This is a genomic window from Comamonas resistens (genome assembly GCF_030064165.1).
GTDB classification, from domain to species: domain Bacteria; phylum Pseudomonadota; class Gammaproteobacteria; order Burkholderiales; family Burkholderiaceae_C; genus Comamonas; species Comamonas resistens.
In genome coordinates this window covers 4,220,518-4,240,923 of sequence record NZ_CP125947.1, presented here as the reverse complement: position 1 = coordinate 4,240,923, position 20,406 = coordinate 4,220,518, and the positions used below count along the sequence as shown (strand labels likewise).

The window sequence follows — 20,406 nt, the reverse complement described above, 5'->3', positions numbered from 1 at the left end:
CATCTTTCAGGAGTTCTTGCGGTAGGGCCGGCTTCCTAAGTCTGTTCTAAGTGTGGCTTGGCAAACTTGCTTTCAACAACGCCGATACGGTGCTTTTTTGAAAGGTTTGCCATGAATACACTGTCGTTGACTCCCCGTCGTCTGGTGATGGCCCTGGTCGCCGCAGGTGCGATTGGTGCACTGGGTGCGACTGGCGCAGGTCTGGTCGGTGCACGCAGCGATGCCCATGCCCAGGCGACTGCCGCCGCCGTGGCCCAGCCCGCACAGGCAGCCAATCTGCCTGCCAGCTTGCCTGCGGTTGCTACCCCCAATTTTGCCGATATCACCGCCCGCAATGGTGCGGCCGTGGTGAATATCAGCGTGGTGGGCAGCTCGCGCGCAATGGAAGAGGGCGAGGGGGATGAAGCCGCCGAACGCCAGGATTCCCGCCAGGGCCCTCAGGGCATGAGCCCGGACGACCCTTTCTTTGATTTCTTCCGCCAGTTCGGCATGCCCGGCATCCCGGGCATGGGCCCGCGTGCCCAGCAGCCCGATACACCCATGCGCGGCGAGGGCTCGGGCTTCATCGTTTCCAGCGATGGAGTGATCCTGACCAATGCCCATGTGGTGCGCGGCGCCAAGGAGGTGACCGTCAAGCTCACCGATCGCCGCGAGTTCAGTGCCAAGGTCTTGGGCTCGGATCCCAAGACCGATGTGGCCGTGCTCAAGATCGAGGCCCATAACCTGCCCACCGTCAAGCTGGGCCAAACCAGCCAACTGCGTGTGGGCGACTGGGTGCTGGCCATTGGTTCGCCCTTTGGCTTTGAAAACAGCGTGACGGCCGGTGTGGTCAGTGCCAAGGGGCGTTCGCTGCCCGATGATTCCTTTGTGCCTTTCCTGCAGACGGATGTGGCCATCAACCCCGGCAACTCGGGTGGCCCGCTGTTCAATGCGCGGGGTGAGGTCGTGGGCATCAACAGCCAGATCTATACCCGCTCGGGCGGCTATCAGGGCGTGTCCTTTGCGATTCCGATCGAGCTGGCAACCCGCGTGCAGCAGCAGATCCAGACCACGGGCAAGGCCCAGCACGCCAAGCTGGGCGTGAGCGTGCAGGAGGTCAACCAGGCGTTTGCCGATTCCTTCAAGCTCGACCGGCCCGAAGGTGCGCTGGTGGCCAGCGTGGAAAAGAATGGGCCTGCCGCCAAGGCCGGACTGGAGCCCGGCGATGTGGTGCGCAAGGTCGATGGTTCACCCATCGTGGGTTCGGGCGACCTGCCTGCCTATATCGGCCAGGCCATGCCTGGCCAGAAGGTGACGCTGGAGGTCTGGCGCAAGGGCGAATCCAGGACGCTGACCGCGACCCTGGGTGATGCCAGCGAAAAGGCCGTCAAGCAGGCCAAGGACACATCGGATGCTGGAAAGGGCAAGCTGGGACTGGCGCTGCGTCCGCTGCAGCCCAATGAGAAAAAGCAGATCGGTGTGGATACGGGTCTGGTCGTGGCAGGAGCCAGCGGGCCGGCTGCCCTGGCAGGCATCAACCAGGGGGACGTGCTGCTGTCCATTAACGGTACTCCCGCCAGCAATGTCGAGGACGTGCGGGCCGCGGTGGCCAAGGCCGACAAAACCGTGGCTGTGCTGATCTGGCGTGATGGCAACAAGATCTTTGTGCCTGTGCGTCTGGGTTGAGGGCGCTTGCCTGTAAAGCGTAGAGCCTTGGCGGCCTAAATGAAAACCGCATCCCTTGGGATGCGGTTTTTCTTTGGACGTCGATTTGATTGATTCATCACAAAAACTAACTCAATCGTCGTTTTAAATCGGGATTTCCCCATGGAATTGTCGCGTTTCATTAAGTAACGAATTTCATAAATGTGTAATGAAATAGACTGCTGCACCAATGCGTCTATTCGACTGAGTGAGGGGTCTGGGCCTGGGGCTTCAAAGTCCACTGGCGACTCTGGCGCGCGACAACAAAACACGTCTTGACAGACAGCGCACGGCGCAGTGAGGGGAGGCTCTTTTGGATCAGCAACACAGTCTGCAGGCATCGGGCCTGGGGGCCTCCTATGGTCCGCGCGTCATTCTGGCGGAGGTGGACTTTGTGCTGCCCCCCACCGGCATCACTGCATTGCTGGGGCCTGCAGGTACCGGCAAATCCACTTTGCTGCGCACCTTGGCGGGACTGAACGACGCCAATCCGCGCTTTCGCAGCTGGGGCCAGGTGCTCAGTGGTGGTCAGCCTCTGAACGGCGATAACCGCCCAAGGCTGGTGCAGCAGCATGCGCGCCTCATGCGTGCCAATACCCTGGATGCTTTGATAGAGATGGCGCGTCAAGTCGAGCAGCGCAGCCCTTTGCAGTGGCGCCAGTGGGTGACCGAGCAGCTGCAGAACTACGGCTTTGCCGAGCTGGCCCATGAGCTGGACAGCCCCACCATGAAGCTGAGCAGCGTGCAGCAGCGGGCCGTGACCATCTTGCGTGAGGCCTGGGCCAAGCCTGCGGTGCTGATGGTCGACGAGCCCACGGCCGATCTGGATGGCTATGAGGCATTCCTTCTGCTGGATGTGATCAAGCAGGTTGGTCAGCACAGCAGTGTTCTGCTGGTCACGCATCAGCAGCAGCATGCCCAGGCCGTGGCCCAGCACATGCTGTTGCTGGCAGGGGGCCATATTCAGGAAGCGCGGCCCATGGCCGAATTTATGCAGCGTCCGGCCAGCGCTGCAGGCCAGCAGTTTGTGCGCACCGGCAGTTGTCATGTGCCCATGCCCGGCACACCGGTGCATGAGCTGGCGGACGACGTGCTGCCACCGCCACCGCTGCCAGCGGCTGCGCTGGCTGCGATTGCCGAATTCATCGAAGCTAGGCAGGAGCCGGCAGTGATCGCGGCTGAGCCTCAGCCTTCTCTGCAGCCCGAGCCTGTTGCAACGGTAGAAGCAGAGAGCGCCGTGGCTGCCCCCGTACAGGCCCAGGCTCCGGTCTTTAAGCCGCGCCCTGTCAATGCAGCTGTACTGATGGAGATGCAGCCGCTGGAGGCTGCGGAAGATGCCGTACCCGCCAGCCGTGGCCCCAGTGGCTTTTCCTGGCTGGTGCCAGGACGCCTGGCAGGCACGCCGTGGCCTGGTGTGGTTCACGACATGGATGCCGACCTCAAGGCCCTGAGCCGTTGCGGTGTGACCATGCTGATCACGCTGACCGAAAAGGATTTTCCGCAGGATGCGTTGGCCCGCCACGGCCTCTGCAACTTCCATCTGCCCGTCTATGACCATGAGCCACCGACAGTGGCGCAGATCCAGATGCTGCTGGCCCGCATGTCGGCCGCGATGCGCCGTGGCGAAGTGCTGGCGGTGCACTGTCTGGCCGGTCTGGGACGCACCGGCACGGTGCTGGCGGCCTGGCTGGTGCGCGAAGGGCTGACGGCCGAAGAGGCGCTGCGCCGTGTGCGATTGATCGATGCGCAATATGTGCAGTCTGCAGCGCAGGAAGCCTTGCTCCACGAATACGAAAACGCGCTACTCCAAAAGATGGCGTGAGATAACGCGCCCTGTGGCGCAACACGAAAGAGAGAAACTGATGAGTTTGGATGCTGTCTTGACCCAGGCCGTGGCATCGGTGCCCGAATGCCTGGCTGCTGGCTATGTGGATGCTGCTTCCGGCATGCTGCTGTCTATCCGCACCGTGGACTCCCATCCACGCGAGGTGATCGACCTCGTGGCCGCTGCCACGGCCGACCTGTTCAACGGTCCCAATGTCTCCATGATCGAGACCCTGTTCAAGCGCTCGCGCGGCATGTCCGATGATGGTCACCACTATTTCCAGGAAATCATCATCAACAGCGACAACCTGATTCACGTGTTCCTGCGCAGCAAGGCCGTGACGGACTATGTGGCGGTTTTTGTCTGCCGTCGCACGGCCAATCTGGGCATGGCGTTGACCAAGGCGCGCATGGCGATGCCGGGGATTGAGGCGGCGGTTTAACGGCGCAGCCGCTCAGGGGGCGCTATCCTGTCCACATGCGAATTCTGCTCGTTGAAGATGACACCATGATCGGCCAGGCCGTGCAGGGCCTGCTGCGTGGCGATGGCTATGTGGTGGACTGGGTTCAGGATGGCGCTCAGGCCGATGCCGCCCTGCGCGGTCATCACTACGATCTGGTGTTGCTGGATCTGGGCCTGCCGCAACTCGACGGCCTGCAGGTGTTGCGTCAGCTACGCGCACGTCGCGATGCCACGCCGGTGCTGGTGGCCACGGCCCGCGATGCCGTGCGTGACCGCATCGCAGGGCTGGATGCCGGGGCAGACGACTATGTGGTCAAACCCTATGACATGGATGAGTTGCTGGCTCGCATCCGTGCTCTCACACGCCGTGCAGCCGCTCACCTGGAATCGGTCTACGAGCATGGTGCAGTGGTGCTGAACCCCAGAACGCATGAAGCCAGTGTGAATGGCCAGCCTGTGCAGTTATCGGGCCGGGAATGGGCGGTGCTGCAGGCTTTGCTGGCCAGACCTGGCAGCACGCTGTCGCGCCAGCAACTGGAAGACAAGCTCTATGGCTGGGGCGACGAGGTCAGCAGCAATGCGGTGGAGGTCTATATCCACGGCTTGCGCAAAAAGCTGGGTAGCGGTGCCGTGCTCAATGTGCGCGGTGTCGGCTATATGGTGCCCAAAGCATGAACCGCGCTGTCTTTCCTCGCTGGTTGCGATTGCCCGGTTCGCTGGGGGCCAGGCTTCTGTTGTTCATCGGTCTGGCGATTGGTCTGCTGGCCGTGTTGCAGGGTGCCTTGGCCTATCGCAATGCGCTGGAACAGACAGACACCTTGTTTGACTACCAGATGCAGCAAACGGCATTTGCGTTGCGCGCTGGCCTGCCTGTCGATGCCAAAGGGCGGCCTCAAGGCACGCCGGCCGAAGATGAAAATGATGAATTCATCGTGCAGGTCTGGACCAACGAGGGTTTGCGCATTTTTGAATCCGCCCTGGGGGCGGCACTGCCGCAGATGGCCGTACTGGGCTTTGCCGATGTGTCTGCGCGCGGTACTACCTACCGTGTGTTCTCCCTGCAAACGCGCTCCCAGGTCATACAGATTGCGCAGGACATGCGCGTGCGCCGGGCGCTGGCCCGCGAGGCCGCCTTGCGCAGCCTGCTGCCCGTCGTGGTCTTGCTGCCCTTGCTGGCGCTGGCCGTGTGGTGGGTGGTGCGGCGCTCTCTGCTGCCGGTGCAGCGCGTGCGTACCGAGCTGGCTCTGCGCCAGCCGCAGGATCTGGCGGCCGTCAACGTTCAGGGGCTGCCCGATGAAATCCGTCCCCTGGTCCATGAACTCAACAGCCTGCTGCAACGTGTGCAACAAGCCTTTGAGGCGCAGCAGCATTTCGTCGCAGATGCCGCGCATGAGCTGCGCTCTCCGCTGGCGGCGCTAACCCTGCAGCTGCAGCTGCTGCGCAAAGCCCCGGACGACGCCACACGCCAGGCAGCGCAAGACGATCTGGCCGCAGGCATAGAGCGCGCCAGGCGACTGGTGGAGCAGTTGCTGGCCCTGGCTCGGCAGGAGGCTGGTGCCGCCGCGCAGGCACTGAGTACCGCCGCCCTCGTGGATCTGCGCGAGCTGGCAGAACAGGTGCTGGCCGACACCGCAGAGGCGGCTCAGGCCAAAGGTCTGGACATGGGGCTCAGCGAAGACCCTGGGCAGCAGGCCAGCTTCTGCGTGCAGGCGGATGCCCAGGCGCTGTCCATGATGCTGCGCAATCTGCTGGATAACGCCATCAAGTATGTGCCTGAGGGCGGCAGGGTGGATGTGGGCTGGCTGCAGGATGAGCACGGCCGCGCGCTGGTGGTCGAGGACTCCGGCCCAGGCATTGCTGCAGCAGAGCGCCCGCGCGTGCTGCAGCGCTTTGTGCGCGGGCAGGGCGCGGGCAGCATGGCGGGCGGCAGCGGCCTGGGCCTGGCGATAGTGCAGGCCGTCGCAGAGCGCAATGGCGCGCAGCTGGAGCTGGATACCTCGCCCCAGCTGGGAGGGCTTCGAGTGCGCGTCATCTGGCCGCATCTATCAATTGGAACTATCAAAAAAGATAGCTGAAAGTGCTGATCTAAAAAGCGAAAGGTGGCAAAAATGCATCAAATTCATGCTTGCTGCCATGAACTGCAACTGCCTTGGACATCCTTGCTTAAACTTGGCTCAAGCCTTTGATTGAGCAACGTACGGAGACTGCATGCATATGCCATCGATTGTTCAGCGACTCTCTCAGACTGTGAACAGCTCACAGACCATGCCGGCCCTCATCAAGCCCTTGCTGGAAATCATGGTGGAAGTTACCGCACTGGACTCTGCCTACCTCACCAGCGTGGACGAAGAGCGCGGTGTGCAAAACGTCATCCATGCGCTCAATACCGGCAGCATGGTCATACCGGAAGGTCTGGAAGTGCCATGGGGCGATACGCTATGTAAGCGTGCCCTCGACGAAGGTCGAACCTATACCAACAATGTCGGGGAATGCTGGGGTGATTCCGAGGCTGCGCGTGCGCTGGGCATACAAACCTATATCAGCACGCCGGTGCGCTTTGCCAGCGGCCAGCTCTATGGCACCCTGTGCGCCACCAGTGACCGATCCGTCACGCTGGAGCAAGAAGCTGAAGATGTGCTGCGCCTGTTTGCCAAAATCATCGCGGGTTTTGCCGAGCGTGAGCAACTGGTCAACTCCCTGCAGCGTGCCAATCGGGAGCTGATCTCGCTGGCGATGCTGGATACGCTGACCGGTTTGCCCAACCGCCGCTGCATGACCGATGAGCTCAACCGCGTCATTGCCCATTGCCGGCGCACCCAGGAATGGGTGCTGGTCGGCTTTATCGACCTGGATCATTTCAAACAGATCAACGACCGGTACGGCCATGAGGCTGGAGATGCGCTGATGCGCACCATGGCCGAGCAGCTTGGCAGTGCCATGCGCAGCAGCGACATTTTGGCCCGGTTTGGCGGTGACGAATTTGTCATGGTCGGCATCGGCCCACCGCTGCAAAGCGATGGCGATGCTGTGGTCAAGGACATCCAGCAGCGCCTGTCCGCGGCCTCTGTGCTGGAGTTCGAGCTGTTGGACGGCCGCAAGATCAGTTATGGCGGCGCCAGCGTCGGCATGGTCTGCCTTGTTCCCGATGACACCGACGTCGATGACGCCTTGCAGAAAGCCGATGCATCCATGTACCGAGTCAAGGTTGCGCGGCAGAGGAAATCAGTGTCGGAGTGATGGTTCTGCACTTGGCCGCTAAAAGCGTCTGCCAATAGAAAAAGGCCGGAAGGTTATGCACCTTCGCGGCCTTGAATTTGGTCCCGACAGAACTCACACTTAGGCTTGAAACCCGCATGAATGCTTGATAGTCTGGGTGTGATTTAGAAATGTACCCCCAAATGTACCCCCAGACTGTCGAGGATACCCCCCATGAAGCTGACCGACGCCAAGCTGCGCACCTTGTCTGAGCCAGGCAAATATTTTGATGGCGCGGGCTTGTTTTTGGATTTGACTGCTGCCGGTGGCCGTTACTGGCGCTTGAAGTACCGGATTGCAGGTAAGGAAAAGCTGCTGGCGCTGGGCGTATACCCAGCAGTGAGCCTGAAGGATGCGCGAGAAATGGCCAGCCAGGCGCGCCAGGCCATCCAGTCGGGAGATGACCCTGCCGAGCAGCGCAAGGCCGCCAAGTCCAAAGCCGTCCATGAGTCTGTCAACACCTTTCGGGCCGTGGCCCTGGAATGGATGGAGCACCAGTCGGCCAGATGGGAGCCGCTGACGCGAGAGCGCATCCATGTATCACTGGAGACCAACGTGCTCAAGGCGCTGGGCGCGCGCCCGCTGGCCAGCATCAAGCCGCTGGAGGTAATGAATGCCGTGAAGGCGGTCGAGGCGCGCGGTGCGGGCGAGCAGGCCGGGCGCGTGCTGCAGCGGGTCAAGGCCATATTCCGCTGGGCCGTCATCCATGGCCGCTTGGACAGCAATCCCATGCTGGACTTGATGCCCGCCGAAATCCTCAAGCCGCGTGAAGTGCAGCACCGCGCCGCGCTCGATGCGAAAGAGCTGCCCGCCTTCCTGGCGCAACTGGATGCATACGACGGTGACCCCCACACCGTGCATGCCCTGCGCTTGCTGATGCTGACTGCCACGCGCCCCGGCGAGGTGCGCGGCGCGCGCTGGGATGAAGTGGACATGGATGCCGCCATGTGGACCATCCCCGCCGAGCGCATGAAGATGCGGCAAGAGCACCGCATCCCCTTGTCCAGCCAGGCCCTGGAGCTGCTGCAGTCCATGCAGGCCCTGAGCGGTGGGCGTGAGCTGGTCTTTCCCAGTCCCTTCTATCCCAGCAAGCCGCTGAGCGAGAACACCTTCAACTCGGCCATGGCTCGCATGGGCTACAAGAACCTGGCCACGGCCCACGGCTTTCGGGCGCTGTTCTCCACCGTGGCCAATGAAACCGGATGGCGGCCTGATGTGATTGAGCGCCAGCTGGCCCACAAGGAACGCAACGAAGTGCGGGCCGCATATCACCGCAGCACCTACATGGCCGAGCGCACCAAGCTGCTGCAGTGGTGGGCTGATTACCTGGAGGGCTGCAAATCCGGCAAGGTGCTGCACCTGCGCCAGCGCGCCGGGTAGCTTAGCCAGGCCAGACCCGGCCAGCAGTGCCAGCCATACGCCTGCGCCCAGTCCAGCAGCCGCCCACAGAGGCGGCTTTTTTGTGCCCGCAAGCCAGGCAGCGGCACGGCCTCGATGGCAAACCAACTCGCGTAGGAGATGATTTTTCGTAGGGGCATGGGGACACGGCTTTTTCTGAAAGGGCTATGGCTTTGAAACACTGATGAATAAAGGATTCGGCGCTATCAAATAATTTGGGGACATTTTGGGGTCAAAGTGGGGTCAAGTTGGGGACATAAAGAAGAGTTTTTCTTTATATGAAATATTTACTCTTTCCTTTTTGTTTTTAGCCTCTTGCCTGCTTGTGCTGCATCTAGCTTTTGGGTGACGTGCATGGCTCCAGAAAAGGCGCGGCAAAGCCTGGGCTGTGGGGCTTGGGCCAGGGGCGAGCACCTGTACCTGGCTGCACGGCGGTGCATGTGAGTGGACAGTGCGGGAAATGCACGCGAAAGGCATTTCCCTGGTGCCCGCATTCTGGCGGCGGGTTGATTGAGGCTTAAAGCGATCCGTACTGAATGGCCTTGTCGCGGCAGGCCGTGGCCGTGCTGCAGCAGATGCGGCCTATCTCTGAACGGCTGGAGCTGGTCTTTCCCAGCCCGTTCTACAGCACCAAACCGCTGAGCGAGAACACCTTCAACTCGGTCATGGCCCGCATGGGCTACAAGTACCTGGCTACGGCCCACGGCTTTCGGGCCTTGTTCGCGACCGTGGCCAACGAGGCAGGCTGGCGCCCCGATGTGATCGAGCGGCAACTGGCCCACAAAGAGCGCAACAAGGTGCGGGCTGGCTACCGCCGCACCGAGCGCACCCAGCTCATGCAGTGCTGGGCCAGATTATCTGGATGCCCGCAGGACGGGGCAGTCCCTGGTCATGCCCCAGCAGGTAAGGGGCTAGCCGCTTCAGGCACAAGAGACAGACCAGCAGCCGCCGTTGAGGCGGCTTTTTTGTGCTTGCCAATCAAGAAGTGTCACTTTGTTACAACGCAATTTGCTTCGGGACTATTTCTGCAAAAACCGTGGGAACGTGGGAGCAAACGCAGTGGAAATGCCGGAAACGCTTACGTAGAAATCATTTGATGCTATCAAAATATATGGAAACGTAGTGAGAACAGGAAGGGAGCAAAGTGGGAACGATGGATTGAAGATGAATTTTATCTAATAATAATTTATTAGATAAATATATATTGTGAGATTAAATGAAATATGAAAAAATTAATTCCTCAATAGCTGATATTGAGGAAGAGAAATACTATGAGCCTACTCAATTCAAAGCAGACTTCATAAATGCTTCTTCTGGAGCTATTTCCAGATGCTTAAATGATGGAAGTAAACCATTTACAGTACGGGCCGGTGATGATTATCATATATATTTTAATGAGCCAGCGTATGTAGAGAAGTTTGAAATAGTTCTTGAAAAATCAATTTTTGGATCGTATATTGATATTTCAGTTATGGATCAAATTAATAATAAAGAAATTACTTCTAGGCAGACTCTTGATCCATATCCAGCAAAAGCAATTTTAAAAATAAGTAGAATCACTACGGGGATTTCAATAAAGTTGCATCCGGATCTTTATGAAAAAATCAGAAGGAAAACTATTGAAATAAAAAATATAATTATCACTGGATATTTTGTTAAGGATTTTTATGAGATTAATGAATCAATAAAAAGGATAACATCATTAAAAAAAGAGTCATTGGATTTTATTAAGTCAAAGAATGAGAGTTTAGAAAGCAGAGAGCTGGCAGCGGAAAAAAAGGAGAGAGAAGCTCAAAATTTAGAGGATAGAAAAAATCAAGAAGTAGAGCATCTAGAAGAAAAAATATTAGAAATAAAAAAAATTATTCTGAATGGCAGAAAGATTTTAATGAGTTAAAAAAAGATTATTCCGAAGCAGACAAGAAAAGAGATGCGCTAAAAAATCAGATAACTAGCATGGAGGCTAATGCTAGAAAAATAGATGGAGAAATATCTGCTGGCGAAAAGCGTCTGAAATTAATAGCGGAAGAAACAGCAGTAGGTGAGAGAAAACTGAAAGATTTAACAAGCAATGTTAATCTTTTTTCTGAGGAGTTTTCATCTTTTTCAGACCATGGCGCAAAACAAGCCAGAGTTTTTCTTTGTTTAAGTGTTATACCGCTTGCAGTAATTTTGATTTTAACATGGCAGCTCCTAAGTGGTGCGGTAGACCTATCCGTCAAGTATTCCCAAGAGCCAAAGTTAGATCTACTCACTATCTTTGTTACTCGTATTCCTTATCTTGTCGTTTGTACGTCGATTCTAGGTGTTTGCTACTCTTTAGCTATTTTTCTTTTTGGACGAATCACTAATATATATTCAGAGAGATTGGATTTTTCAAAGATAGGAATTATTGCCAAGGATGTTGCTACAGCATCAGCCAACAATATTAATATATCAGAGAAAGAACTGCTGGAGAATAGAACCTTTTTGAAAATTGAAATGCTCAAATCATATTTGAGTGGAAATATAGGTACCTTCAATTATCGAAAAAGAACAATAAATATTGATAACTCAGAAAAATATTTAAAGAAAGAGGTTGGTAGTGGCGCTAAAGAAATTTCTGAAAATAAATCAGAAGAATGATAAATATTAAATTTTAATAGAAATACATATGATGAGAAAAAATAATGACTTTCCAGGTAGGCAGCCTGGTTTAGATAATGGATTAAATAAAAATGAATTTTCCGCAGAAAATCAAGATTTAGAGGCGCTTAAATCTTTGTTTAAAACTGCATTGGAAACAAGGAATTTTGAAATATCAATGCTAGTGCAGCGTAATAATTTTTTTATGATATTTCAAGGGGTGTTGTTTGCAGGGATGATCCAATCGGCGCACCAAAAGCCAGTTGTTAGCTTTATGGTCTGCATAGTAGGCCTATTCGTATCCTTTTATCAAATGCAAATGGCCTCAGGGGCTAAATTCTGGCAAGAATATTGGGAGGCAGCGCTTCATGATCTGGAGAAAAATCTAATAAAATATCTCATGAAAAGCTCTGTAAATAGAAGTCTATTAATTCAGCTTTTTCACAAAGATGAGAATAGATATAAGCAAATGGTTGCAAGCAATCTAGATTCTGGAAGATATTTCATTACGAATAAATTAATTTTGAAAAAATATTCTGTCAGTAGAGTTCCGATATATGTTGCTATTGCTCTTACCATTACGTGGTTATTATTGGTAATATGCACGTTGAGAGAGTATCCACCATTATCTATTCCATCCTTTATTACAGGATTTGTTTGAAACTAAGCTCATCGGTTGATTTCGCGGATTTCTCTGTAAACGTGGCACAATCCATCCCAGCCCCCTGTCCCGGGGCCGGTGCTTGAAAACACCAAATTCAAAGCGGTGCAACCTCCCCGATAGCGAGGTTTAGTCACGTCTGAACACTGGAAAAGTGGGCATAGCGCCCGCACATCCACACGGTTATGGACGGGATGGGGCTACCCGTAAGGATGCCCGCACGGCTTTGAACGTGTTTTCAACATCCCGTCCACCTCTCTTGTGCTTGAAAACGCGAGGGCGGTGGTTTTAGTCTCTCAAAGGAGCACGGAACCATGAACACCGTATCTCACCCCCTGGCCAGCACCCAGCCTTCTGGTGCTGCATGCCTGTCTTTGCCCAGCACGGGCAACACCCCTGACCCCATCCAGTTGCACGCCGATGCGCATAACGCGCTGAGCATGGCCGTGTTCTACCTGCGCCAGCCGGCGGCCAATGTGCCCGGTGCGCGCCGCAAGGCTGCGCAGGCCCTGGCCGCGCTGCGTGGCTTGTCCTTGAGCATGGAGGGCTGAGCCATGGCAACGCAAAACAATGGCCGTGATGGCTACAGCCTGGTGCAACTGCAGATGCTCATGCAGAGCATTGCAACCCAGATGGTTGCACTCAATGGTTTGCTGCTGGTTGCGCAGACCTGTGAGGACGATTGGGAACGCTGCCGCCTGGTCGATGCTGCACAGGCGTTGGCGCAGGGTGTGGGCTGCCTGGCTGATGAAGCGTCGGGCGGTGGAATCATTGGCGGCATGGGCCTTTGGCATTGCGGACAAGGCTTTGAAAAGGCTGGGGGTGCAGCATGAGTAAAGCCAACTTCACCCGCCGCATGGATGTGCATTCACGCTGCGTGCTCAGCTCAGATGCCACGCTGCCCGATGGGCGCTATCTGGCCATCAATGCGGCCAGGCATACCGGCCTGGTAGAGCTGGGCTTGTCCTGCTCTACCGATCTTGTCTCTCATCAGACCTTTATGGCGTTCACGCCCGAGCAGGCGCGAGCTTTGGCGGCTGAGTTGTTGGCTTGTGCTGATGCTCAATCGTCTAGTACTAGCGCTGCTGTGAAAGGCGGTGCGGTATGACAGAGAGAGCGAAAGCACCAGCCCCAGAGGCTGAACAAATGTCTCCGTTCAGTTTGCGAGTCCTGCTGGATTTGCTTCTGGTACGTGCTGCACCTCACTTGACCCAGAAAGAGCTGACTTGGCTTGGGCGCAATGTGTCTGAGTTTGCGGGCACGCTCGCAATGCAGCTTGAGGATCTGACAGAGGGGATCGGCTGCCTGGTCGCTGCAGATGCTGACTCAGGGAGTTTTCGAGATACAGATGATTTGCCGCGCCTGATGTTTTTTCTTTCCAACCAGGTAAGTTTGCTCAATGGGTTGCGGCTTGTGAGTGACATGGCGACGCATCTGCATTCACGCGTTGCCAGTCGGTAAACCAGCGCCAGCACTGTGCAGACGTGTGCACAGGCTGGCGTTTTTGATATGAGTGTGCGGATATGGAAATCATGAAATCTCTGCGCCCAAAGGTGGTTCCACCTGTGGGTTGGGTGGCTGATACCCGCGAGGGCACATTGCGCCGGGATGAGTCCGGTGCTGCGGATGGCGGTTTGCTGGCCAGGCTGGATGCTGTGGTGCGCTTTTTGATGGAGCGCGATAGCTTGCCGTGCAGCGAGGTCGTGAAGGTCGTATGTGCCGATCTTGAGGCTGATGCTGCGCTGGTCCTGTACATGGTGCAGCAGCAAGGCCTGGCCATGGTTGTCACGAATCGCACCAGCTTTGACTCTGTTGGTGTTGGCGGGAGTTCTGGCAGAAGTGCGCAGCGTGCAGGCCATTCCGGTGCTATAGAGGCCATGCGCCGTTACTGGGGCAGCGAACCTGCCTGCAGTGTCTATGAGGCTGCAGGTCTGGACTGCCTGGCCGTGCCCTTGTGGGCGGCGTGCAAGGTGTGGGGTTATGGACAGATGCAGACGCTGCGCCCCATGTGGCCGTTGTCAATGAGTGAGGTTCAATGGGATGTTGGGCCACTGGAGGGCTGGATGCCCAATGCGCCCAATGGACTGCTGCGGCACGGCCCTGGCGATGAGTGCCGACTGGTGCGCTTGGTGGAAGTGGCAGCATGGATGGCTAATGAATACCCCCGCGATGAGGTGAGTCGGCGGTTGTTTGGCGCGCTGTACCAAAACGAGGCCGATCCCTGGGGCTGGCAATTGTTCGTCCTCAATGGAAAGGGCTATGCCCAGCGCTTGATTCGCCACTTTGGGCCATCGCCTGAGACAGTAGATTTTTGGCAGTACCTGCGTGAGCCTGACTCCACTTTTGAGTACCCCGAGTGCGTCACGTCTGAATGCGGTGCTCAGGACGTGATAGGCGTCATTGTCCGTATGTGGGAGTACGCATGGCCGGGCGTGAGCGCTGATCCTGATGCCGACCGTGACTGGTATCTGGCTCGCGTGAAGTCGGCCAATCTCAATCACCGGGCAAGAGTGAATGCCGATCCCTATGCATCGTCTGTCCCTGCACCGGCCAGTATGCTTAGTGAAGAGCGCCAAGAGATGATGCGACTGCTGGAGCGCTTGGCAGTGCCCATTCCCATTGCTTTCACCTTGTGGGGCTGGGGTCGTGCTGCGGCTGCTGTGGCGCTGCCGGATGCTGTGGCTGGCACGCAGGCAGCGCCAGCAGCTGTGGCGGTGATTGAAGTGCAGGACGTGACCGATTGGCATTCCCTGGTGCGGTATCGATTGCAGTTCGTCAGCCTGGCTGCTCAGAAGCGCCCTGTATGGTTGCCTGGGCATGTGGAAATTCTGGCGGCTCGATTGCATGAAGAGCATCAGGCAGGCCGGGGGCGCGGTGCATTGGGCCGCTTAGCGGGTGAGCTTGGGTCAGTACGCTCTACGGTAGGTGAGCTGCTGAAAAAGCACGACTTCAACCAAGCGACGGGAGAAAAGCTGCAAGCCCCTGCAACACCTTGGGATGCCATGAGGCCCCGTGGTGTGAAGGCCTCCTGATGCCCTTCTGTTTGTCCGGCAACGCCCTGCAGGTCTGGTTGTTCGCGAGCGTTCACCGTGCTCTATACGGCCTTTGCTGGACTGCTGCCGGGCGACTGCCGTACCTCATGCCGTGAAAACTTTCCCTCAATGTTTGTCTGCGTTCAAGGTGCTCCGTGTTGGTGTGCTGGCGTTGATGGCGTTGAAAGGTTTGTGATGCAAGTAGTTCATTCCGCCCGTCCTGTAGTTCCCCGTGATCGCCTGTTGCGCCTGGCTGATGTGGAGGCTGCTACGGGGTGCAAGAAAAGCACCATCTACAAGCTGATGAAGGAGGGCAAATTTCCCCGCTGCGTGTACGTCACCAGCCGCATGGTTGCCTGGCCTGAGTCGGCTGTGTTGACCTGGGTGCAGGAGCGTATTGGAGGTGCCCAAGCATGAAGTCGCACGCAGCGAATGAACCCGTCTATGCAGTGCCTGAGCTGCCTGTCTCGCCATCTATGGCTTACCGCTTGCAACTTGCTGAGAAATACAAGCGTGTGGTGACTGGTGCCAACGTCAGAACGGGTGCGATGACAAAGGATGAGCGCGCCGAGATTCTGCAAGTTTGGATGGAGTACCAAAACGTGGAACTGTTCAAGCCGCACTTTGGGCGGGCTGATGTTGCGCCTGGTGATGTAGGTGGCCTGATTGCTGATCGGACCATGAAATTTTTGATGGCCAGTGCTGATGCTGAGCGCCAGTTGGGCGATGTGTTCAAGGCGTTGAAGGCTCTGCCTGCTGAGTGTGTTGAGCGTCTGCTGCTTTTGATGGAAGTGCTGCACCGAAAGCAGATAGAGGCTGGGGTGTTGTGCGACAGCGTGCGTTATGCGCAGGCTGCGGAATTGGAGTTGCTGCGGCCTTTGGCCTGGCGTCCGTAATTGAATGTCTATGTCTCAAACCACAATCACCCCCGAGCTGTTGCGCAATGCCTTGAGCTTTGTGCCTGCGAACCTGCCGCGCGATGAATGGGCGCGTGTGGGCATGGCGATCAAGAGCGAGTACCCCGACGATACGGGTCTGCAGCTCTTTAGCGACTGGAGCGCGGCGGGCGCTGGCAGCGGCTTTGATACCAATGCCGTGGGCAGCACCTGGCGCAGCATTAAGGCCGGTGGTGGTGTGGGTGTGTCTACCTTGCTCTATCTAGCCAAGCAACACGGCTTCAAGCTGCCGCGCCAGGGGCAAGATTCCAAACCCGTGAGCGCTGCAGAGCGTCAGCGCCAGGACGATGAACGCAGGCAGCGCCAGCAAGCCGAGGATGCGGCGATACAGGCTACGCAAGAGGCTGCAGCGGGTGAGGCAGTGGCACTGTGGGCCAGCGCCATCGAAACCGGTTCCAGCGCTTATCTGGAGCGCAAGGGCGTGCAAGGCTTTGGCGTGCGCTATGGGGCTGATGGCTGGCTGTTGGTGCCGCTGCGCGATGGTGATGGCAGGCTGTGGAATGTGCAGCGCATTGCGCCGGTCAAGCCAGCCAAAGGGACAGACAAGTTTTTGGGCAAGGGTGGGCGCAAGTCGGGCCTGTGGCATGTGCTGGGTGATCTGGCAGACGCTGCGGTGGTGCTGGTGGCTGAGGGCTATGCCACTGCGGCCAGCTTGCACATGGCCACGGGCTGGCCGGTGGTGGTGGCGTTTGATGCGGGAAATCTGATGCATGTGGCCAAGGCGCTGCAGGCTCAGAACGCGGGCGCGCTGGTGGTGGTGTGCGGTGATGACGATACGGACACGCAAGCCCGTACAGGCCGCAACCCTGGCCGCGACAAGGCCGAAGCCGTGGCGCTCGCTGTGGGCGGTGTGGCCGTGTTCCCTATTGATCTGCCTGATGGTGGCAAAGACTTCAACGATATGCACCAAGCGCACGGCCTGGAGGCTGTGCAGACGTGTGTACAGCAAGCCATTGATGCATTGCATGCCAGGACGGGCGGCGCTGATGCTGGCGCTGGTCAAGGTGGCGGCGCTGGCCTGCTTTCTTCTGGTGCTGGTAGTTCTGCCTCAGGCGGTGGCAATGGTGGCGGGCGCGGCGGCAAGCGTAAGGGGGCGTCAAGCGCTCCAGATGATGAGCCTGCATGGGGTGACCCATTCACCATTGATGAAGGCGGCGTGTGGTTCCATGGGCGTGACAAGGATGGCAACCCGGCCCGTGCGCTGTGGCTGTGCTCTGCGCTCCATGTAGAGGCTTTGACGCGCAACCAAGAGGGCGCAGGGTGGGGTTATCTGCTGACCTTTGCTGACCCTCTGGGCGTACCCAAGCAGTGGGCCATGCCCGCGCGCATGTTGAGCGGTGATGGTGGCGAGTACCGCGCCGCGCTGCTGAATATGGGTCTGCGCATTGCCACAGCGCCAGCAGCGCGCAACCGGCTGACCGAGTACATACAGACACGCAAGCCCGAAGAGTTTGCGAGCTGCACAGACCGCATAGGCTGGCATGGTCGCGCCTTTGTGCTGCCGCATAAAACCATTGGCGATGATGCCGAGCGCATCGTGTTTCAGTCTGAAAACCAGATGGAGAACACGTTCCGCATCAAGCGTGAGGCGCAAGACTGGACAGACCGCATAGGTCGCCTGTGCGCTGGCAATAGCCGCCTGGTGTTTGCTGTGTCCTGTGCCTTTGCGGGGCCGCTGCTGCGCCCTGCGGGTATGGAGTCTGGCGGGTTTCACCTTCGGGGCGATAGCTCCAGCGGCAAGACCACGGCGCTGCGCCTGGCGGCCAGCGTGTACGGTGGCCCCAGCTACATGCAGCGGTGGCGCACAACGGATAACGCGTTGGAGGCCATTGCCGCACAGCACTGCGATAGCCTGCTGATCTTGGACGAGCTGGCGCAGGTGGAGGGCAAGGTGGCGGGCGAGTGCGCCTACATGCTGGCCAATGAGCAAAGCAAGGCGCGCGCCACGCGTAACGGTGCAGCACGCTCGCGCCTTTCCTGGCGCTTGCTGTTTTTAAGTGCGGGCGAGCTGGGCCTGGCTGACCACATGGCCGAGGGCGGCAAGCGCACGCGCACCGGGCAAGAGGTGCGCATGGCCGATATTCCCGCTGATGCTGGCGCTGGTATGGGGGCGTTTGAATGCCTGCATGGTCTAGGCGACGGGGCTGCATTCTCTTCGCACCTGGCGCGTGAGGCCGGGCTGTGCCATGGTGCCGTTGGTCATGCCTTCCTGCAGTGGGTCACGCAGCATGCGGATACCCTGGCCAGGCGTGTGCGTGATGCGGCTGCAGTTCTGTCCTATGCCTGGGTGCCCAGCGGTGCCAGTGGTCAGGTGGCCCGCGTGGCTGCACGCTTTGCCCTAGTGGGCGTGGCGGGTGCATTGGCAACCGAGGCAGGTTTAACGGGCTGGGATGAGGGCGAAAGCGAGGACGCGGCGAAGGCCTGCTTTGATGCCTGGCTGCAGGCCCGTGGTGGTGCTGGCAATGGTGAGGTGAAGGCCATGCTTCGCCAGGTGCGCGGCTTCCTGGAGGCGCACGGTGAGGGGCGCTTTACCTGGTGGCACAGGGCCATGGATGACCACAATGCCAAGACGCTGATGCGGGCCGGATTCCGGCGTCTGATTGATGAAGAGGGGCAGCCCATCAAGGTGCAGAAGACGGTCTACACGCCGCGCGCCGACAAAGAGATATACGAAGAGCTGACGGCTATTGATGGCGAGCAGACCCGCATTGAGTACTTTGTGCTGCCCGAAGTGTTCCGCACCGAGCTATGCCGGGGCTTTGACCATAAGGCCGTGTGCAAGGTGCTGCTGCAGCACGGTTGCCTCAAGCCCGACAAAGGCCGCGAGGTTGATGCCAAGCCGCGCCTGCCTGGCATGGGGCCTACCTGGTGCTATCGCATCAGCCCCGCCATCATGGAGCTGGACATATAGCCAGTCGCCAGCGCCAGCAGTTATGCACCGGCATAGCAGTACAAAGGCCCAAGGTTCACAGCCCTGGGCCTTTTGCTATCTGCAGTATCCATGGGCATGGCCGGGGTGCCTGTGCGTAGCAACAGGCTCCCCATCGTTGCTTTGCCCGGCTGTGGCCGGGCCTGTTCATGTGTCTGCATGGCATGGCCAGCCTTTGCGATTCTGACCCAGCGGCCTGACGACTATGCAGCCAGGTGCGAGGACGGGCGCGCCGTGTGGGGCGCAGGGGGATTTAGTTCCGCGATGGAATAAATAATCCGGCGTGAGTGCGGGAAGGACAGCGCAAAGACCGTACCAAGAAAAACAGGTGCCGTGCCTGCCTTAGGCCATGGATGCACCTCATGAGTGGCTTTTGTGACTGATTGACCCCAAGAAATGGCAATTTGTCCCCAATGTCCCCAAGCAAAAAGGCTTGTCCCCAAACTCGCTTTGGGGACATTTTTATTCAATAGGGTCAATGGGTTACGTGAGGTTTTTGCGCTTGTCCCCAATGTCCCCAAGATTTTTGGTCAATACCCCGAAGAAAGTGCGCGGCATGGTGGTGATGATTTATTCATCAAATGAATCAATGGGAAGGGGCTATCGGAAATTTGTAGGCCCGAGTGTCCTAGACCGACCGGTACTCTCCGTTTGCAAAATGCGGGAAAAATGGGGGGGGGGGCTTGCTGCGTAAGGTGGGGGTGGGTCAAAACTTTGACGCAATGCCGCCGGAAACCGAGCGCCTAGGCGGCAATTCATGGACATGAAAAACTACCCCCTGGGGGTTTGAGTCCGGGTATGTAGGGGTAGGGGGTCAAGAAAGTCTGAGAACGCATAGGCCGGAAACCGAGCGCCTAGTGAAATTTTTGCGTGCGCAGGTTTTGGAGGGGTGGGGGTGTCAGTGCCTGGTGCTAGTGGTACTGCTATGCCCCTGTTTGCGATGTACCCCCAGTTTTGAAAAATATACCCCCAGATGTACCCCCAGATACCCCCGGATTGCCGTGCACTTCAGTGGACGACGGTGGACAATAAAATTGCCTCTGTCGAGGGGGAAAAGAAAAAGGCCGGAAGGTTGTGCACCTTAGCGGCCTTGAATTTGGTCCCCCCGACAGGAATCGAACCTGTATCTGTCGCTTAGGAGGCGACCGTTCTATCCATTGAACTACGGGGAGGGACGCCGAATTTTACCCGCGTTGTGCGCCCTCTCCGGCGATTGATGGTGAATGGCACCGAATATCGGTTGGTTCATGCGGCGACTGGGGGATGCTCGGCGCGGTTCTGTCTGTGTGGCAGGGCTGCTTTTCTATGCCCTGGCAGCCGTTGCCAGAGCCTGGATGAAGGGCTGCACGCGCGGATGCATCTGAACCCAGTCCTGCCCTAGAAATTGCGTAATGGAGCGGCCTCGCAGAACGTCGGTGAGGCAGCCTTGCTTGGTGGCTTGCAGCAGCTCATGTGCGCTGAGCATGATCTGCTCGCATTGTGCGGCCGCTGGCGCGCCAATCTCGTCCATCCATTCTTTCTGGATGGCCTTGATCAGTTGGCCGGCGGCGGCTTGCAGTGCTGTGCGGTGTTTGCTCATA

At 57.7% G+C, this 20,406-nt stretch carries 20 protein-coding genes and 1 tRNA gene; 19 read left to right on the top strand and 2 right to left on the bottom strand.

The annotated features are described in order from the left end of the window. Positions 1 to 111 precede the first annotated feature (111 nt). From QMY55_RS19785 to QMY55_RS19695, 19 genes are all read left to right on the top strand, one after another. On the top strand, positions 112 to 1,665 hold the full coding sequence (locus tag QMY55_RS19785; protein ID WP_283485822.1) for a DegQ family serine endoprotease: 1,554 nt from the start codon (positions 112 to 114) through the stop codon (positions 1,663 to 1,665). Between the two features lie 331 nt (positions 1,666 to 1,996). Next, a complete protein-coding gene (locus tag QMY55_RS19780; RefSeq protein WP_283485821.1) occupies positions 1,997 to 3,505 on the top strand; it encodes a phosphatase domain-containing protein in 1,509 nt (502 codons plus the stop codon). A 40-nt stretch (positions 3,506 to 3,545) separates the two neighbouring features. Further along, the gene (locus QMY55_RS19775) at positions 3,546 to 3,950 is read left to right on the top strand and encodes a hypothetical protein (protein ID WP_283485820.1); all 405 of its coding nucleotides are present in this window, start codon (positions 3,546 to 3,548) and stop codon (positions 3,948 to 3,950) included. Positions 3,951 to 3,985: 35 nt separating this feature from the next. Next, the gene (locus QMY55_RS19770; protein ID WP_283485819.1) at positions 3,986 to 4,645 is read left to right on the top strand and encodes a response regulator; all 660 of its coding nucleotides are present in this window, start codon (positions 3,986 to 3,988) and stop codon (positions 4,643 to 4,645) included. Beyond that, on the top strand, positions 4,642 to 6,045 hold the full coding sequence (locus tag QMY55_RS19765) for an ATP-binding protein (protein ID WP_283485818.1): 1,404 nt from the start codon (positions 4,642 to 4,644) through the stop codon (positions 6,043 to 6,045). Before QMY55_RS19770 ends, QMY55_RS19765 begins: the two co-directional genes overlap by 4 nt. 139 nt (positions 6,046 to 6,184) lie before the next feature. Beyond that, on the top strand, positions 6,185 to 7,207 hold the full coding sequence (locus tag QMY55_RS19760) for a sensor domain-containing diguanylate cyclase (protein ID WP_283485817.1): 1,023 nt from the start codon (positions 6,185 to 6,187) through the stop codon (positions 7,205 to 7,207). A gap of 192 nt (positions 7,208 to 7,399) precedes the next feature. Beyond that, positions 7,400 to 8,605, top strand: a complete 1,206-nt coding sequence (locus QMY55_RS19755) for a tyrosine-type recombinase/integrase (RefSeq protein WP_283485816.1) — start codon at positions 7,400 to 7,402, stop codon at positions 8,603 to 8,605. A gap of 554 nt (positions 8,606 to 9,159) precedes the next feature. Continuing rightward, the gene (locus QMY55_RS19750) at positions 9,160 to 9,720 is read left to right on the top strand and encodes a tyrosine-type recombinase/integrase (protein WP_283485815.1); all 561 of its coding nucleotides are present in this window, start codon (positions 9,160 to 9,162) and stop codon (positions 9,718 to 9,720) included. A 119-nt stretch (positions 9,721 to 9,839) separates the two neighbouring features. Next, complete coding sequence (locus tag QMY55_RS19745; protein ID WP_283485814.1) at positions 9,840 to 10,520, top strand: hypothetical protein; 681 nt, start codon at positions 9,840 to 9,842, stop codon at positions 10,518 to 10,520. 59 nt (positions 10,521 to 10,579) lie between these two features. Beyond that, positions 10,580 to 11,248, top strand: a complete 669-nt coding sequence (locus tag QMY55_RS19740) for a hypothetical protein (protein ID WP_283485813.1) — start codon at positions 10,580 to 10,582, stop codon at positions 11,246 to 11,248. A 28-nt stretch (positions 11,249 to 11,276) separates the two neighbouring features. Beyond that, entirely contained in the window at positions 11,277 to 11,909 is a 633-nt protein-coding gene (locus QMY55_RS19735; RefSeq protein ID WP_283485812.1) for a RipA family octameric membrane protein, read from the top strand. A 314-nt stretch (positions 11,910 to 12,223) separates the two neighbouring features. After that, a complete protein-coding gene (locus QMY55_RS19730) occupies positions 12,224 to 12,460 on the top strand; it encodes a hypothetical protein (RefSeq protein ID WP_283485811.1) in 237 nt (78 codons plus the stop codon). 3 nt (positions 12,461 to 12,463) lie between these two features. Then, on the top strand, positions 12,464 to 12,742 hold the full coding sequence (locus QMY55_RS19725) for a hypothetical protein (protein WP_283485810.1): 279 nt from the start codon (positions 12,464 to 12,466) through the stop codon (positions 12,740 to 12,742). Beyond that, positions 12,739 to 13,017 (top strand): hypothetical protein, encoded by a 279-nt coding sequence (locus QMY55_RS19720; RefSeq protein ID WP_283485809.1) that lies wholly within the window; start codon positions 12,739 to 12,741, stop codon positions 13,015 to 13,017. Before QMY55_RS19725 ends, QMY55_RS19720 begins: the two co-directional genes overlap by 4 nt. 38 nt (positions 13,018 to 13,055) lie before the next feature. Beyond that, positions 13,056 to 13,370 (top strand): hypothetical protein, encoded by a 315-nt coding sequence (locus QMY55_RS19715; RefSeq protein WP_283485808.1) that lies wholly within the window; start codon positions 13,056 to 13,058, stop codon positions 13,368 to 13,370. A 71-nt stretch (positions 13,371 to 13,441) separates the two neighbouring features. Next, on the top strand, positions 13,442 to 14,941 hold the full coding sequence (locus QMY55_RS19710) for a hypothetical protein (protein WP_283485807.1): 1,500 nt from the start codon (positions 13,442 to 13,444) through the stop codon (positions 14,939 to 14,941). A 195-nt stretch (positions 14,942 to 15,136) separates the two neighbouring features. Further along, a complete protein-coding gene (locus tag QMY55_RS19705) occupies positions 15,137 to 15,358 on the top strand; it encodes a helix-turn-helix transcriptional regulator (RefSeq protein ID WP_034366368.1) in 222 nt (73 codons plus the stop codon). Continuing rightward, the gene (locus QMY55_RS19700) at positions 15,355 to 15,837 is read left to right on the top strand and encodes a hypothetical protein (RefSeq protein WP_283485806.1); all 483 of its coding nucleotides are present in this window, start codon (positions 15,355 to 15,357) and stop codon (positions 15,835 to 15,837) included. The genes QMY55_RS19705 and QMY55_RS19700 overlap by 4 nt, the downstream gene beginning before the upstream one ends. A gap of 10 nt (positions 15,838 to 15,847) precedes the next feature. After that, entirely contained in the window at positions 15,848 to 18,808 is a 2,961-nt protein-coding gene (locus tag QMY55_RS19695; RefSeq protein ID WP_283485805.1) for a DUF927 domain-containing protein, read from the top strand. A 1,115-nt stretch (positions 18,809 to 19,923) separates the two neighbouring features. Here QMY55_RS19695 and QMY55_RS19690 read toward each other — a convergent pair. Both QMY55_RS19690 and QMY55_RS19685 read right to left on the bottom strand, forming a co-directional pair. After that, positions 19,924 to 19,998 (bottom strand) — tRNA-Arg (locus QMY55_RS19690). Between the two features lie 131 nt (positions 19,999 to 20,129). Then, the gene (locus QMY55_RS19685; RefSeq protein WP_283485804.1) at positions 20,130 to 20,405 is read right to left on the bottom strand and encodes a hypothetical protein; all 276 of its coding nucleotides are present in this window, start codon (positions 20,403 to 20,405) and stop codon (positions 20,130 to 20,132) included. Between the last annotated feature and the right edge of the window lies 1 nt (position 20,406).

Coding starts and splice junctions, on each gene's coding strand:
- QMY55_RS19785 (WP_283485822.1), top strand. CDS start 112: ATGAATACACTGTCGTTGACTCCCCGTCGTCTGGTGATGGCCCTGGTC.
- QMY55_RS19775 (WP_283485820.1), top strand. CDS start 3,546: ATGAGTTTGGATGCTGTCTTGACCCAGGCCGTGGCATCGGTGCCCGAA.
- QMY55_RS19770 (WP_283485819.1), top strand. CDS start 3,986: ATGCGAATTCTGCTCGTTGAAGATGACACCATGATCGGCCAGGCCGTG.
- QMY55_RS19765 (WP_283485818.1), top strand. CDS start 4,642: ATGAACCGCGCTGTCTTTCCTCGCTGGTTGCGATTGCCCGGTTCGCTG.
- QMY55_RS19760 (WP_283485817.1), top strand. CDS start 6,185: ATGCCATCGATTGTTCAGCGACTCTCTCAGACTGTGAACAGCTCACAG.
- QMY55_RS19755 (WP_283485816.1), top strand. CDS start 7,400: ATGAAGCTGACCGACGCCAAGCTGCGCACCTTGTCTGAGCCAGGCAAA.
- QMY55_RS19750 (WP_283485815.1), top strand. CDS start 9,160: ATGGCCTTGTCGCGGCAGGCCGTGGCCGTGCTGCAGCAGATGCGGCCT.
- QMY55_RS19745 (WP_283485814.1), top strand. CDS start 9,840: ATGAAATATGAAAAAATTAATTCCTCAATAGCTGATATTGAGGAAGAG.
- QMY55_RS19740 (WP_283485813.1), top strand. CDS start 10,580: ATGGAGGCTAATGCTAGAAAAATAGATGGAGAAATATCTGCTGGCGAA.
- QMY55_RS19735 (WP_283485812.1), top strand. CDS start 11,277: ATGATGAGAAAAAATAATGACTTTCCAGGTAGGCAGCCTGGTTTAGAT.
- QMY55_RS19730 (WP_283485811.1), top strand. CDS start 12,224: ATGAACACCGTATCTCACCCCCTGGCCAGCACCCAGCCTTCTGGTGCT.
- QMY55_RS19725 (WP_283485810.1), top strand. CDS start 12,464: ATGGCAACGCAAAACAATGGCCGTGATGGCTACAGCCTGGTGCAACTG.
- QMY55_RS19720 (WP_283485809.1), top strand. CDS start 12,739: ATGAGTAAAGCCAACTTCACCCGCCGCATGGATGTGCATTCACGCTGC.
- QMY55_RS19715 (WP_283485808.1), top strand. CDS start 13,056: ATGTCTCCGTTCAGTTTGCGAGTCCTGCTGGATTTGCTTCTGGTACGT.
- QMY55_RS19710 (WP_283485807.1), top strand. CDS start 13,442: ATGAAATCTCTGCGCCCAAAGGTGGTTCCACCTGTGGGTTGGGTGGCT.
- QMY55_RS19705 (WP_034366368.1), top strand. CDS start 15,137: ATGCAAGTAGTTCATTCCGCCCGTCCTGTAGTTCCCCGTGATCGCCTG.
- QMY55_RS19700 (WP_283485806.1), top strand. CDS start 15,355: ATGAAGTCGCACGCAGCGAATGAACCCGTCTATGCAGTGCCTGAGCTG.
- QMY55_RS19695 (WP_283485805.1), top strand. CDS start 15,848: ATGTCTCAAACCACAATCACCCCCGAGCTGTTGCGCAATGCCTTGAGC.
- QMY55_RS19685 (WP_283485804.1), bottom strand. CDS start 20,405: ATGAGCAAACACCGCACAGCACTGCAAGCCGCCGCCGGCCAACTGATC.